The organism is Streptomyces sp. CA-111067 (genome assembly GCF_050956065.1).
In the GTDB taxonomy this organism is placed as follows: Bacteria; Actinomycetota; Actinomycetes; order Streptomycetales; family Streptomycetaceae; genus Actinacidiphila.
This window is the reverse complement of the sequence record NZ_CP192103.1, coordinates 2,436,537-2,451,076: the sequence shown is the minus strand read 5'-3', so window position 1 is coordinate 2,451,076 and position 14,540 is coordinate 2,436,537. Positions and strand designations below refer to the sequence as shown.

The window sequence follows — 14,540 nt, the reverse complement described above, 5'->3', positions numbered from 1 at the left end:
CTGAGCATTGCCCCACGGTGGACTCGCGGCTAACGTCCGAGCATGGTGCGTGCGCTGACGGAGACCGAACGGAAGTACGAGGCCGATGAATCGGCTGCCGACGTCGCCGCCGCGCCGCTCGACCTGGAGGGGCTGCCGTCCGTGGCAACCGTCACCCGGCTCGAACCGGTGCTGCTCGACGCGGTCTACTTCGACACCGCAGAACTGGCGCTGGCCGCGCACCGCACCACGCTGCGCCGCCGCACCGGCGGTACCGACGCCGGCTGGCACCTCAAGCGGCCCACCGACCGGGCCGACACCCGCACCGAGCTGCACGCCTCCCTCGGCCGCGCCCCCGGCAGGCCGCCCAAGGCGCTCCGCGCCGAGGTCGCCGCCCTCACCCGGGGCCGTGAGCTGGCCCCCGTCGTCCGGCTGCGCACCACCCGGCGGCTGACGCTGCTGCTGGACGCCGAGGGGCGGACGCTGGCGGAGGTCGCGTACGACGAGGTGCGGGCGGATCTGGTGCCGCCGGGGGAGACCGCCGGGTCCACCTGGACCGAGACCGAGGTCGAGCTGCACGCGGGCGGCGACGCGCTGCTCGACGCCGTCGAGGAGCGGCTGGGGGCCGCCGGGCTGCACCGCAGCGCCTCCGCGTCCAAGCTGGCCCGCGCGCTGGGCGACCGGCTCACCCCGCCGCCGGCCCCGCCGGCCGTCCCCCGTACCGCGGGCGAGACCGCCGCCGGCTACCTGCACGCCCAGCTCGCCGCGATCCTGGCGCTCGACCCCGCGGTGCGCCGCGCCGACGAGGACGCCGTCCACCGCATGCGGGTCGCCACCCGGCGGGCCCGCAGCGCGTTCCGCAGCTTCGACCGCCAGCTGAGCCGGGCGTACACCGACCCGCTCGGGGCCGAGCTGAAGTGGCTCGCCGAAGTCCTCGGCGCCGAGCGCGACCGCGAGGTGCTGGCCGAACGCCTCACCCAGCGGCTGGCCGAACTCGACCCTGGCACCGCGCCCCCGCCCCGGCTGCGGGAGGCCACCGAGCAGGGCGGCGGCACGCACGACGCCGTCGTCGCCGTCCTGGACGGCGCCCGCTACTTCGCGCTGCTCGACGACCTGGAGGCGCTGCTCGCCGCGCCCCCGTACCTGCTGGGCGCCGGCGCGGACGCCGAGTCGGCCGTGGCGGTCGTCGTCGGCCGGGACCACCGGCGGCTGCGGCGGCGGATCGACACCGCGCTCGACCTGCCGCCGGGGGAGGACCGGGACGTCGGGCTGCACGAGGCCCGCAAGGCCGCCAAGCGGGCCCGCTACTCCGCCGAGGCCGCCGAACCGGTGCTGGGCGTACGGGCGCGGGCGCAGACCGGGCGGATGAAGGCGGTGCAGCACCTGCTGGGCGAGCACCAGGACAGCGTGATGTGCCGGGCCGCCGTCACGGCGCTGCGCGCGGAGGCGGTGGCCGCGGGCGAGGACCCGGCGCCGTACGACGCGATAGCGCGGGCCGAACGGGAGCGGGCCGCGCGGGTCGAGGCGCGGCTGCCGGAGGCGTGGGCGGCGGCCGACCAGCCGGTCTGACGGCCGGTGGACGGCGGCCGCTCGGGTACCCTTGAGGGTCATCCTGCCCCGGCCACCGGGGCGGGGCGCCCCCGTCAGCCTCATGAGAGTCGTCGAGATGCCTGTCGAGTCCGTCTTCCCGCGTCTGGAAGCGCTTCTCCCGCACGTCCAGAAGCCCATCCAATATGTGGGCGGCGAGCTGAACTCCACCGTGAAGGAGTGGGACAGCACCGACGTCCGCTGGGCGCTGATGTACCCGGACGCGTACGAGGTCGGGCTGCCCAACCAGGGCGTCATGATCCTCTACGAGGTGCTCAACGAGCGCGAGGGCGTGCTCGCCGAGCGCACCTACAGCGTCTGGCCCGACCTGGAAGCGCTGATGCGCGAGCACGGCGTGCCGCAGTTCACCGTGGACGCGCACCGCCCGGTCCGCGCCTTCGACGTCTTCGGCCTCAGCTTCTCCACCGAGCTCGGCTACACCAACATGCTGACCGCGCTCGACCTGGCCGGCATCCCGCTGTCGGCGGCCGACCGCACCCTGGACGACCCGATCGTGCTGGCCGGCGGCCACGCCGCCTTCAACCCCGAGCCGATCGCCGAGTTCATCGACGCGGCCGTGATCGGCGACGGCGAGCAGGCCGTCCTGGAGATGACCGAGGTCATCCGCGCCTGGAAGGCCGAGGGCCGCCCCGGCGGCCGGGACGAGGTGCTGCTGCGGCTGGCCAGGACCGGCGGGGTCTACGTACCGCGCTTCTACGACGTGGAGTACCTGCCCGACGGCCGGATCGCCCGGGTGGTGCCCAACCGCAGCGGCGTGCCGTGGCGGGTGTCCAAGCACACCGTGATGGACCTGGACGAGTGGCCCTACCCCAAGCAGCCGCTGGTGCCGCTGGCCGAGACCGTGCACGAGCGGATGTCGGTGGAGATCTTCCGCGGCTGCACCCGCGGCTGCCGGTTCTGCCAGGCCGGGATGATCACCCGCCCGGTGCGGGAGCGCTCGATCACCGGCATCGGCGAGATGGTCGAGAAGGGCCTGAAGGCCACCGGCTTCGAGGAGGTCGGGCTGCTGTCGCTGTCGTCGGCCGACCACAGCGAGATCGCCGACGTCGCCAAGGGCCTCGCCGACCGGTACGAGGAAGACAAGATCGGCCTGTCGCTGCCGTCCACCCGGGTGGACGCGTTCAACATCGACCTGGCCAACGAGCTGACCCGCAACGGCCGCAGGTCCGGCCTGACCTTCGCCCCCGAGGGCGGCTCGGAGCGGATCCGCAAGGTCATCAACAAGATGGTCTCCGAGGAGGACCTGATCCGTACCGTCGCCACCGCGTACGGAAACGGCTGGCGGCAGGTCAAGCTCTACTTCATGTGCGGGCTGCCGACCGAGACCGACGAGGACGTCCTGCAGATCGCCGACATGGCTCGCAAGGTGATCGCCAAGGGCCGCGAGGTCACCGGCCAGAACGACATCCGCTGCACGGTGTCCATCGGCGGCTTCGTGCCCAAGCCGCACACCCCGTTCCAGTGGGCGCCGCAGCTCGGCGTGGAGGAGACCGACGCCCGGCTCGGCAAGCTGCGGGACGCGATCCGCGCCGACAAGAAGTACGGCCGCAACATCGGCTTCCGCTACCACGACGGCAAGCCCGGCATCATCGAGGGCCTGCTCTCCCGCGGCGACCGCCGGGTCGGCGCGGTGATCCGCGCGGTGTACGAGTCCGGCGGCCGGTTCGACGGCTGGCGCGAGCACTTCTCGTACGACCGCTGGATGACCGCCTGCGAGTCCGCCCTCCCGGCCGTCGGCCTGGACCTCGGCTGGTACACCACCCGCGAGCGCACGGTCGAGGAGGTGCTGCCCTGGGACCACCTGGACTCCGGCCTCGACAAGGACTGGCTGTGGGAGGACTGGCAGGACGCCCTGGACGAGACCGAGGTCGACGACTGCCGCTGGACCCCGTGCTTCGACTGCGGGGTGTGCCCGCAGCTCGACCTGGACATCCAGATCGGCCCGACGGGCAAGAAGCTGCTGCCGCTGACGGTGGTCTGAGGCCGCTGCCGGGAGGTTCGGTAGGGTCTCCCGGCATGACAGATACGCGTCCCATAGCCTGGCCGCCCGCCCCGATCACCACCGAGCGGCTGGTGCTGCGGCCTTCCGAGGCCCGGGACCGTTCGGGGGTCATCGAGCTGAACGCCTCGCCTGAGGTGGGTACTTACGTCGGTGGCCCCAGCTCGCGCGAGGAGCTCGAACGCATGGTGCCCGAGGTGCCGGGGCGGCGGGCCGGCTTCTTCGTGGTCGAGCGGGACGGGGCGCTGATCGGCACGATCGAGCTCAACGCCCGCGACCCCGAGCGCCCCGGCTACCACCGCCACCCGGAGGCCGCGGGCACCGAACTCGGCTACCTGTTCCTGCCGCACGCGTGGGGCCGCGGCTACGGCACCGAGGCGTGCACGGCGGCCCTGGCCTGGTTCGCCGCCGAACTCCCCGGCGAGCCGGTGCTCCTCGGCACCCAGACCGCCAACCACGCCTCGATGCGCCTGGCGACGAAGCTCGGCTTCACCGAACTCGAACGCTTCGAGGAATGGGGCGCCGAGCAGTGGCTCGCCCTCTGGACCCCGCCCGCGCAGGCCGGTTGAGCCGCTGCCGGGCGGCGGCAGGACGGAGGCCGGGGTGCTGACCCCACCCCCGTGGGGGTCAGCACTCGTTCAGCTTGCGCCTTTGACGCGGATTACTCGACCTGATTCGATCTGGGCCGAAGAGCGGCATTCCGGGAGGATCGGCGGGGGAGCCCGGCAGGAGGGCGACGGGTGACGGGGAGAGCATGGCCTACCGGATTCACTTCACCGTGCAGGACCTGGCGCGCACCCGGGTCGCGGAAGTGCCGCCGCCGCTCTTCGAGTTGAGCACCGCGGTACGGGTGCTGCGCGACCGGGAGCACCCGGTGCGGTTCGACGCCTGGCGGCGGCGGGTCAGGCAGGGGCTGCGCCCGCAGGCCAGGATGATGTTCGACCTGGTGCCGCCGCTCGGCGTGGTGCCGGGCTTCCTTGCCGCGCCCGGGATCGGCAGCCCGCGGGAGATGCTGGACCGGGCGCGTGCCACGCCCAGGTCCGTGGTCCGGGCGGACCTCGCCCACGTCGCCGAGCACCAGCCGCTGCCGTCCTGGACGCGTCAACTGCCCGACGACCGCGACCTGTTGCGGGCGCTCTTCGACAGCCTTGAGCACGTGTACGGGCAGGTGCTCGAACCGCACTGGGAGCAGGTGCGGAGCCTGGCGGCGGCCGACCGGAGCGCGCGAATGCGGCAGGTGCTCGGCGGCGGCATGGAGGTGCTGCTCGCCGCGGTGAACCCGGGGCGGATCCGCTGGCGCCCGCCGGTACTTGAGGTCACGATGGCCTCGGGCTACGACGACGACCTGTATCTGCGCGGCCAGGGGCTGCTGCTCGTCCCGTCGGCCTTCGGCGTGGAGGCCCCGGTCATCGACCCGGACGCCGAGCCGCAGCCCGTACTGACCTATCCGGCGGGAATCGACCCCCACGCCCGCTCGCTGCCGGTCTTCGCCACCGCGCCGGACGGGGACGAGGGCCAGGGGAGGCGGGCGCCCACCGCCGGGTCGCTGGCCTCGCTCGTCGGCCACACCAGGGCCGGGGTGCTGCACACCATCGCCGAGCATCCGGGCTGCTCCACCAAGGAGTTGGCCGTGCTGGTCGGCATCGCCCCGGCGAGCGCCAGCGAGCACGCGACGACGCTGCGCGAGGCCGGCCTGGTCAGCACCACCCGCAACCGCAACGCGGTGCTGCACAGCCCGACCAGCCTGGGCGTCAGCCTGCTCAACGGCGGCCAGGCCGCGCCGGGGCGGGCGTAGCGCGGGGCCGTGACGCTGGGGCCGTGGCGCCGCGTCCGTGGCGCCGGGCTGTCGGTAGCCGCGCCTGTCAGTACCCGCGCCTGTCAGTACCCGCGCTGGACGTTGTCCGTCGCGGCATCCTCAAGCTTGCGCGCCCGCCGGTGCCGTTCGCCCGCCAGCTCCGTCAACGCGTCGATGACGGCGGCCAGTACGGACGCCACGGCGTCGTCCGAGATGCCCTCGACCTCGTCGATCCGCCGGATCCGCATGCCGACGGCCGCGGCGAGGGCGATCAGCACCGGCTCGTCGGCCGCCCAGCGGTTGGCCGCGCGGCTGCGCGCCGGGGAGTCCACCAGCACCATCCGGCTGCTGTGCAGGACCAGCAGCCGCCGGTGCCGCTCCCTGGTGAGCTTGCCCTCGGCCTCCAGCGCGTCCAGATAGACCGCGGACAGCCCGCGCCCGCGCCGCCACAGCCAGTCGTCCACCGACTCGTGCGGCTCGCTCCCGGGCCGTGCGGCCGCCGGCAGCGAGGCCGCGGCCTGCGCCAACAGCCCCTCCACGTCGGCCGGTTGCCCGGTGGGCAGCACGCGCGCGTCCGCCAGCCTGACGACCCCGGCGTTCAGCAGATCGATCAGCTCGGCCCCCGCGAGCGCGAGCGACAGGTCACCGCGCTCCACCGGCCGCGCGGACGGCATGTCGAGGGTAATGATCAGAAGGTCTTGCGCTGTGGTCATCGAAGACTCCACGTCGGGGCGTCAGCGGTCAGGCCGCCGGCCCGATTGTCCCAGGCCGCCCCCGCGCCCGCGCGGGAAGGACACGGCGGAACGGTCTCCCCGGGCCGGCCGGGCGGGTCGGCCGGGTCAGCCGGGGGGTCGGCCGGGCGGGTCGGCCGGGTCGGCCACGTCAGCCGGGGAGGTCGGGACCCAGAAGCGCAGCTTTCCGCCCCGCTGGTCCTCGTGGACGCCGCCGCACTTCTCGATCACCCGGCGGGAGGCGGTGTTGGTGGTGTCGCAGGTGATCAGGGCCTGCGCGATGCCGAGCCGCGCGGCGACCGGGAGCGCGGCGCGGAGCATCGCGGTGGCGTGGCCGCGGCGCCGGACCGACGCGCGGACGTCGTAGCCGATGTGGCCGCCGTAGTCGCGCAGGAAGTCGGTGAGCCGGTGCCGGATGGCGATCCGGGCGAGGTATTCGTCGCCCTGCGCCCACCACAGGTTGGTGCACGGGACGAAGCCCGGCTTGCGGGGCGCGTCCTCGTCGGCGTCGGCGCGCTGGGCGGCGACATACGCGGCGAAGACATCCGGCTCGGCCCAGTCGGCGCCATGGCGTCGGATGTCCTCGCCGACCATGGAGTTGTCGGCCATGCCGCCCCGCCCCTCGGCCCGGAACTCATCCATGGCGGCGAGGAACGAGGCGTGCAGGCGGACGTCTGGAGCGATGAGCTGCGGCATCACCTCAGTCTGCCGCTCCCCGGCCGCCCGGTGCCACCGCAATACCCGTGGCCCGGGCCCGGCGGCCGCCCGGCGGCTACGCGGTGGCGGCCGGCTCGGGCGCCGCGTCCGGATCGGCCCCCTCCAGGTACTCCTCGGAGATCTCCCTCGGCCCGAACGGCCACACCTTCTCGTACCGGGACCACAGCACGAAGGCCACGCATCCCAGCGCCACCCACGCCAGCGACCATTCGATCGGGTGCCGTCCGGGCGAGTTCTTGTCGGCGTACCCGTAGATCACCAGCCAGCCGATCAGCGCGAGCACCGCGGGCGCCGGGTAGAGCCACATCCGGTACGGGCGGCGCAGCCCGGGCTGCCGGCGGCGCAGCACGCCCACGGCGAGGATCTGCGCGAGTGCCTGGACGATCACCATCACGGTGGTGAGCAGCTGGATCAGCGTCTGGAGGTCGGTGTGCCGGCCGATCAGGAAGCCGATCGCGGTGACCACGCCCATCGTCGCAAGACCCCACACCGGGAAGCGGTGCTTGGCGTGCAGCGTCCCGTACGGCCGGAAGAACACCCGGTCGCGGGCCGCGTCGTACGGCACCCTGGACCCGCCGAGCAGCCCGGTGAAGACCGAGGCGAACGCGGTGATCAGGATCAGCACGGTGACGGTGTCGGCCGCGCCCTTGCCCCAGTTCTTCTCCAGCACGGCGGAGGCCACCGAGGTGGACGCGATGTCGTGCGGGTCGGTCATCCGGTGCCAGTCGATGACGCCGAGCGTGCCGATCTGCAGCAGCAGGTAGATCACCAGGATCCCGCAGATCGAGTAGATGATCGACCGGGGCAGCACTCGCCCGGGGTTCTTGATCTCGGCGCCCATGTACGCGGTGGTGTTGTAGCCGAGGTAGTCGTAGATGCCGATGGTCAGACCGGCCGCGAAGCCGACCCAGAAGTGGCTGGTGGTCAGCGAGAACGCGTGCGCGGGGTAGGTGAAGGCCAGGTGCGCGGAGAAGTCGCTCGCGGCGGCGGCGATCACCAGCACCACGGACAGGATCATCACCACCCACATCACGGCGGTGATCTTCGCGATGTGCTCGATACCGCGCCACAGCAGCCCGATGACCAGCGCGATCATCGCGAGCCCGATGAGGTCGCCGGTGGTCTTGCCCATGTGCGGCGCGAGATAGCCGAGGTACTGCACGAAGCCGACGACTCCGGTGGACATGATCAGCGGGATGAAGAGCATCGCCGTCCAGACGAACAGGAACGGCATCAGCCGGCCGCTGCGGTACTGGAACGCCTGCCGCAGGTAGACGTAGCTGCCGCCTGAGCCCGGCATGGAGGCGCCCAGTTCGGCCCACACCAGCCCGTCGGCGAGGGCCAGCAGCGCGCCCGCGACGAAGCCGATGATCGCCTGCGGGCCGCCGAACGCGCCGACCATCAGCGGGATGGTGACGAACGGGCCGATGCCGCACATCTGGCTCATGTTGATGGCGGTGGCCTGGAACAGCCCGATCCGGCGGACGAATCCGCCGGTCGGGGTCTGGCTTCCGGACATGGTGGCTCCCTCGCCGGTGTGCATGACAGGGGGCTTAAGTTAAGTTCCCTTACTAATGCCGTCAAGACCTTGCCCCGATCTTCTGCCCGTGAGCGAGAATGCATGCATGACCAGCAGCGTCGACGGCTCCCAGCAGCCCTGGAATCAGCAGCGTCTGCGCAGCTCCAACGAGCGGCTGCTGCTGGAACGGCTGCGGGCCGCACCCGCCTCCCGCGCCCAACTCGCCCGCGAGACCGGCCTGTCCAAGCCCACCGTCTCCAGCGCGCTGGCCGCACTCGAAGCGGCCGGACTGGTCAAGGAGGCGGGCCTGCACGCGCCGGAACGCGGCCGGGTCGCCGTCCTGTACGCCCCCGACCCCGCCGCCGGGTACGCGCTCGGTGTGGACATCGGCCGCGACTGGCTGCGGATCGCGCTCGCCGACCTGGACGGCACGATCGTGGCCCGCGCCGACGTACGCAACCGGGCCCGCAGCTCGGCCGCGATGGCCGACCTGGTGGTCTCCACCGCGCACGGCGTGGTCGCCGACGCGGGCGTCACGGAGGTCGCGCACGCCGTGGTCGGCACCCCGGGCGTCTACGACCCGCGGGCCCGCCGGGTCCGCTACGCCCACCACCTGCCCGGCTGGGGCCGGGCCGGGCTCTTCGACCGGATGCGCGAGGAACTGGGCGTACCGCTCGCGGTGCACAACGACGCCAACCTCGCCGCGCTCGGCGAGCACTCCTTCGGCGTCGGGGCGGGCAGCAGGCTGTTCGTCTACGTCATGATCGGCACGGGCCTGGGCATGGGAGTGGTCGCCGACGGGCGGCTGTTCACCGGCGCGAACGGGGCGGCCGGCGAGATCGGCTTCCTGCCGTGGGCCGGCCGCACCGAGCCCGACACCATCGAGGACGCCGTCTCCGCCGACGCGGTGGTGCGGGCCGCCCGCGCGCTGGGCGTGTCACCGGCGCCGACCGCCAAGGCCGTCTTCGAGGCGGCCCGCGCGGGCGACCCGGCGGCCGTCGCCGCGGTCCGCCAGGAGGGCGAGCGGCTGGCCCACACGGTGGCGGCGGTCGCCGCGGTGCTGGACCCCGACCTCGTCGTACTCGGCGGCGGCGTCGGCCACAGCGCCGACCTGCTGCTCCAGACCGTCCGCGACACCCTGCGCCGCCTCACCCCGCTGCGCCCGAAGATCGCGGCGAGCGCGCTCGGCGAGGACGCGGTCCTGCTCGGCGCGGTGGCGACAGCCCTGGACACCGCCCGCGACCTGACGTTCGCCCGGCGGACGTGACCTTCGTCCGCCGCACCTGACGGCGGCCCCCGCCTGAGGGCGGGCCCGGCCGACCGGATCGGCATCACCGGCAGAAGCCAAAGAAAGCATTGACATCTCGAAGACCCAAAGTATTCTTTGGGAATGGAGATCAGCGACCCCGGGGCGATCAAGGCCCTGGCCCATCCGCTCCGCCTCGACCTGCTCGACCTGCTGGTGGCCACCGGCCCGGCGACGGCCGCCCGCTGCGGTCGGGCACTCGGCGTGCCGCAGGCAAACTGCTCGTTCCACCTGCGCCAGTTGGCCCGATACGGGTTCGTCGAGGACGCCGGCCCCGGCCGGGACAAGCGCGAGCGGAAGTGGCGGCTGCCGGACCCGCGGCCGACACTGCGGATCAGGTCGGCCGGCCAGGGTGCCGACCGGCTGGTCGGCGGGCAGCTCGAACGGGTGCTGGTCGAGCGGGAGACCCGGGCGATCCTGGACCACATCGGCCGCCGGGACGAGGAGCCGGCCGAGTGGCGGCACAAGACCGGCGTCGTCTCCGCGGTGGCCGCGCTGTCGGCGGCGGACGCGGCCGAACTCGAGGAGAAGTGGCGCGCCCTTCTTGAGCCGTACATCGCCAGGTCCGAGACGGCCGGCGGCCCGCTGCGGCCCGGGCAGCGCCACGTCCGGTACTTCATGGCGGCCACGCCGCTGCCCGCCCTCGACGCGGACGGCGACGCCGAACCCGCGCCGGAGCCCCTGCCGACCACCGAACCGGAGGACAGAGATGACGCTGACGGAGAATCCGGCACCTGACAGCGGGCACGGCGGTCGGGCGCGGCCGGAACCGGCGCCGGACTCGGCCCCGGTGCCCGGCTCGCTGCCGGCCCGCTGGGCGCACGGAACGCCCGGCCGGCGGCGCGCCGCAGAACCGCCGATCCAGGTGCACCACTACGACGAGCACACCGTGATCCTGAGGCAGAGCAAGTCGCTCAGCTACGAAGCCCCTTTCCTGTACCTGCTGTTCGGCGACGACCGGGCGCTGCTGCTCGACACCGGCGCCACCGCCGACCCGGCACTGTTCCCGCTGCGCGCCACCGTCGACCGGCTGATCGCCGGCTGGCTCTCCGAACACCCCAGGGCGCACTACGAGTTGGTCGTCGCGCACAGCCACGGGCACCAGGACCACCTGGCCGCCGACCCGCAGTTCGCCGGCCGCCCCGCGACCACCGTGCTGCCGCGGGACGCCGAGTCGGTACGGTCGTTCTTCGGCTTCGGCGCGGACTGGCCGACCGGGACGGTGTCTTTCGACCTGGGCGGCCGGGTGCTCGAGGTGCTCGGCTCGCCGGGCCACCACGAGGCGGCGATCACCGTCCACGACCCGCGGACCGGGATCCTGCTCACCGGCGACACCGTGCTGCCCGGGCGGCTGTACGCCTTCGACTCCGCCGCCTACCTCGCCACGCTCGACCGGCTGGCCGCCTTCGCCGCCGAGCGGCGGGTGACCCATGTGCTGGGCGGCCACGTCGAGATGACCCGCCGGCCGCGCCGCGACCACCCCCTCGGCGCCACCTGCCAGCCCGACGAGGCGCCGCTCGAAATGACCGCCGACGACGTGGTCGCGATCCGCGACGCCGCGGCGTCGGTCGCGGGCCGGCCGGGAGTGCACCGGTTCGACAACTTCGTCATCTACCTGGAGCCCCGCAGGACCGACCTGCTCGCCCTGGTCGCCCGCGGCCTGGCACACCGGGTGTGCAGCGCGCTCGTCCGACCCCTCCGGCGTCGCAACGGCGAGATCAGGCCATAGGGTTCTGGGCATGACATATGAACGGGGGACGGGGGCGGGGGCTCCCGGTGGGGACGGCTGCCTGGTGGCGGCCGTCAGACTGCCCGTCAGGGTGGTCGCGTTCGTCGTGGTGCTGCCGCTGCGGCTGCTGTGGGACGCGCTGTGCGCGGTGGCCAGGGGTATCGGCATCGCCTTGGAGTGGATCTGGCGGAACGTTTTCGCGCCGCCGCTGAACCTGCTCGGACGGGGGCTCGCGGCGTTGTGGCGGTACGTCCTCGCGCCGGTCGGCCGGGTGCTCTTCGTCGTGCCCGCGGTGTGGATCTGGCACTACCTGATCTCGCCGGTGCTCGCCGCGGTCGCCGTGGCCGTGGTCTTCCTGGTGCGCTACCTGCTGGTGTGGCCGGCGGTGGCGCTGTGGCGGTACGTGCTCGCGCCGGTCGGCCGGGCCGTCGGCTGGGTGCTGCGGATCCTGCTCGTGGTGCCGCTGGTCTTCCTGTGGCAGTGGGTCGTCATGCCGGTCGCCCGGGCGATCGGTGCGGCGGTCGCCTGGGCGTGGCACGCCGCCGGGTACGTGTCGCGGGCGATCGGGCGCGGGGTGGCCCGGACGTTCCGGGTGCTGGTCGCGATCCCGGTCGCCTGGGTGTGGCGCTGGACCGGCGCTCCGGTGCTGCGCGGGCTGCGGGCGGCGGGCCGCTGGGTCCGCCGGGAGATCCTGCACCCGGTCGCGCAGGCCGTCCGCGAGGCCCGGCGGGGCGTGCGCACCGCGCTCTTCGGCGCCCCGGCCCCGCGCGAGCGCGCCTCCCACCTGCCCGGCGGCGGGTACGTCGCCCCGCAGGACTACCCGCCCGGCGAGGCCCCCTGGTCCCGCCACCAGGTCCCGCCGGCCCAGAACCCGTACGCGCAGCCGCAGGTCCCGAACCCGTACGCCGCGCCGCCCGGCGGGAACGCACCCGCGGCACCGGCGCCCGGACCGTACACGACAGGACCGTACGCACCTGGCCCGAGCAAGCCCGAGCCGGTCCGGAACCCGTACGCCCGCCCGCCGCAGGAGGGCTGACGCCGGCAGGGTGGCAGCCGGGGTTATCCACAGGCGGAGCCGCCCCGGCACCGACAATGCGCGACGCGGCGTAACCTTGGGTACTGGGGGAGTGAAGGACTCGCCGAGTCCCTTGACTCCCCGCGTTGAGCCGACCCGCACCACACGCACGACACGCAACTAGGGACTGAACGACACTGGGCAAGCGACAGCCCGAAGGCCCGCCGCCCGCACCGGCGGTGCAGCGCATCCGCCTGCGGTACACCAAGCGCGGACGCCTTCGGTTCACCAGCCACCGCGACTTCCAGCGCGCCTTCGAACGCGCGCTGCGCCGCGCCGGGGTGCCGATGGCGTACTCCGCCGGGTTCACCCCGCACCCGAAGGTGTCGTACGCCAACGCCGCACCCACCGGCGTAGGCAGCGAGGCGGAGTACCTGGAGATCGCGCTCGCCGAGCAGCGGGACCCGGAGAAGCTGCGGCTGCTGCTCGACGAGTCGCTGCCCACCGGGCTCGACGTCACGGAGGCGGTCGAGGCCCGCACGTCGGGGCTGGTCGAGCGCCTTGAGGCGTCCGTCTGGCAGCTCAGGCTCGACGGTGTCGAGCCGGCCGAAGCACAGCGGGCAGTCGCGGCGTTCCTCGCCGCGGAGTCCGTGGAAGTACAGCGCTCGACGAAGAACGGCATCCGCACCTTCGACTGCCGGGCCGCGGTGACGCGGTTCGAGGTCCTGGCGCCGGGTGCCGGAGATGACGATCACTCTAACGACGACACGTCCGAACAGGGTGTCGATAGGCCGCGGGACCGCGCTTGTGCGATACTGCGGCTGGTTGTGCGGCACCTGACACCTGCCGTACGGCCCGACGACGTACTGTCCGGCCTCCATGCGACGGCCGACCTCGCGCCGCCGGTCCCCGCAGCGGTGACCAGGCTGGCGCAGGGGCCGCTCGACGAGGAGACCGGCACGGTCACGGACCCGCTAGCGCCCGATCGCGACGCCGCGGCGGTACCGGCCGGTTCCGCGTAGCCGCGTCGTCGAAGCGTCCGCCGACGCACCAGGGAGCCACCCGGGTCCGGCGCCGCTGACCACTTGAGACTTTCGGCGGCCCCCCAAGGGCGGGCCGCCGAGCGACACGACAGCTCCCGTGCGGCGCCCGCGCCCCGGAGGCCGGCCCGCGATCCAAGCGGCCCGCCGCCACCGAACCGGACGCGGCGCCCGGGAGCATGACGGGAGCAATGCCCGAATGCACGACCAGACCGAAGAACCGAACGAGCCCAGGTCCGCGGCCGGCGACACGCCCGCAGAAGCGGCCACCACCCCGCCGCGCCGCCGCCGCGCGGCCTCCCGCCCGGCAGGCCCGCCCACCGGCGAGGCCCCCGCGGACGAGACCCCGGCCGCCCCGGCCCGCCGCCGCGCCACCCGCAAGTCGGCGGAAGCGCCTGCGGCGACCAGCCCGGACGCCCCCGCGGGCGCCGACGCGCCTGACGAGGCGGCCCCCGCGCGGCCCAGGCGCCGTGCCACCCGCAAGACAGCGGCGGCTGCCGCTTCCCCCGACGAGACGGCCTCGACACCCACTTCTGACGCTGCCGCGTCCGGCGACGTCACGGCTGCCGCTGACGCGGGGTCGGCGCCCGACGCCGGCTCGGCCGCGGACGGTTCCGCCTCGGCGGGCCGCACGTCCGGCGCTGGCGCCTCCCGTTCCGGGTCGGCTTCCGCTGACGCGGTAGACAGCGCGTCCGGCCTGGCTGGCGCCGGTGACGCCGGCGACTCCGCTGCTCCGCCGCGTGCGCGGCGGCGCGCCACCCGCAAGGTGGCGGCTCCGGCTGCTACCTCGGGCTCCGCTGACACGAGCAGCCCGGCTGCTGCCGGTGACGCCGGGTCTGGCTCCGGTGCGGATGGGTCCGCCTCGGCGGCCCGCACGTCCGGGACCGGTGCTGGTTCGACGTCCGACGCTGCCGCGTCCGGGTCGGCTTCCGCTGACGCGGGCGGTTCCGCCTCGGGTACGGCTGACGCTGCCGAGTCCGCCGCTCCGCCGCGCGCCCGGCGCCGCGCCACCCGGAAGGTGGCAGCTCCGGCTGCTGCCTCGGGCTCCGCTGACACGTCCAGCCCGGCTGCTGCCGGTGACACGGGCTCCGGCGCTGCCGCG

At 74.0% G+C, this 14,540-nt stretch carries 12 protein-coding genes; 9 read left to right on the top strand and 3 right to left on the bottom strand.

Annotation, left to right across the window (positions count from 1 at the left end; all coding sequences use genetic code 11):
- Positions 1–42: 42 nt before the first annotated feature.
- From ACQPW6_RS10630 to ACQPW6_RS10615, 4 genes are all read left to right on the top strand, one after another.
- Positions 43–1,548 (top strand): CHAD domain-containing protein, encoded by a 1,506-nt coding sequence (locus tag ACQPW6_RS10630; protein WP_433889327.1) that lies wholly within the window; start codon positions 43–45, stop codon positions 1,546–1,548.
- Between the two features lie 97 nt (positions 1,549–1,645).
- Positions 1,646–3,568 (top strand): TIGR03960 family B12-binding radical SAM protein, encoded by a 1,923-nt coding sequence (locus tag ACQPW6_RS10625; protein WP_433889326.1) that lies wholly within the window; start codon positions 1,646–1,648, stop codon positions 3,566–3,568.
- A 35-nt stretch (positions 3,569–3,603) separates the two neighbouring features.
- The gene (locus ACQPW6_RS10620; protein WP_433889325.1) at positions 3,604–4,155 is read left to right on the top strand and encodes a GNAT family N-acetyltransferase; all 552 of its coding nucleotides are present in this window, start codon (positions 3,604–3,606) and stop codon (positions 4,153–4,155) included.
- A gap of 185 nt (positions 4,156–4,340) precedes the next feature.
- Positions 4,341–5,381 carry a MarR family transcriptional regulator gene (locus ACQPW6_RS10615; protein ID WP_433889324.1) on the top strand — a complete coding sequence of 347 codons (1,041 nt, stop codon included), beginning with the start codon at positions 4,341–4,343 and terminating at the stop codon, positions 5,379–5,381.
- Positions 5,382–5,464: 83 nt separating this feature from the next.
- Here ACQPW6_RS10615 and ACQPW6_RS10610 read toward each other — a convergent pair whose 3' ends face one another.
- The 3 genes from ACQPW6_RS10610 to ACQPW6_RS10600 all read right to left on the bottom strand — a co-directional run bounded on the left by ACQPW6_RS10610 (position 5,465) and on the right by ACQPW6_RS10600 (position 8,348).
- Complete coding sequence (locus tag ACQPW6_RS10610; RefSeq protein ID WP_433889323.1) at positions 5,465–6,094, bottom strand: GOLPH3/VPS74 family protein; 630 nt, start codon at positions 6,092–6,094, stop codon at positions 5,465–5,467.
- A 126-nt stretch (positions 6,095–6,220) separates the two neighbouring features.
- Positions 6,221–6,808, bottom strand: a complete 588-nt coding sequence (locus tag ACQPW6_RS10605) for a GNAT family N-acetyltransferase (protein WP_433889322.1) — start codon at positions 6,806–6,808, stop codon at positions 6,221–6,223.
- Positions 6,809–6,884: 76 nt separating this feature from the next.
- Positions 6,885–8,348, bottom strand: coding sequence for an APC family permease (locus tag ACQPW6_RS10600; protein WP_433889321.1), 1,464 nt, complete (start codon positions 8,346–8,348; stop codon positions 6,885–6,887).
- 106 nt (positions 8,349–8,454) lie between these two features.
- Here ACQPW6_RS10600 and ACQPW6_RS10595 point away from each other — a divergent pair, with 106 nt between their 5' ends.
- From ACQPW6_RS10595 to ACQPW6_RS10575, 5 genes are all read left to right on the top strand, one after another.
- Positions 8,455–9,615, top strand: coding sequence for an ROK family protein (locus tag ACQPW6_RS10595; protein WP_433889320.1), 1,161 nt, complete (start codon positions 8,455–8,457; stop codon positions 9,613–9,615).
- Positions 9,616–9,738: 123 nt separating this feature from the next.
- Positions 9,739–10,392 (top strand): ArsR/SmtB family transcription factor, encoded by a 654-nt coding sequence (locus ACQPW6_RS10590; protein ID WP_433889319.1) that lies wholly within the window; start codon positions 9,739–9,741, stop codon positions 10,390–10,392.
- Positions 10,364–11,383, top strand: coding sequence for an MBL fold metallo-hydrolase (locus tag ACQPW6_RS10585; RefSeq protein ID WP_433889318.1), 1,020 nt, complete (start codon positions 10,364–10,366; stop codon positions 11,381–11,383). Before ACQPW6_RS10590 ends, ACQPW6_RS10585 begins: the two co-directional genes overlap by 29 nt.
- A 10-nt stretch (positions 11,384–11,393) precedes the next feature.
- Positions 11,394–12,419, top strand: coding sequence for a hypothetical protein (locus ACQPW6_RS10580; protein ID WP_433889317.1), 1,026 nt, complete (start codon positions 11,394–11,396; stop codon positions 12,417–12,419).
- A gap of 218 nt (positions 12,420–12,637) precedes the next feature.
- Positions 12,638–13,420, top strand: a complete 783-nt coding sequence (locus ACQPW6_RS10575; RefSeq protein ID WP_433889316.1) for a TIGR03936 family radical SAM-associated protein — start codon at positions 12,638–12,640, stop codon at positions 13,418–13,420.
- The last annotated feature ends 1,120 nt before the right edge of the window (positions 13,421–14,540 follow it).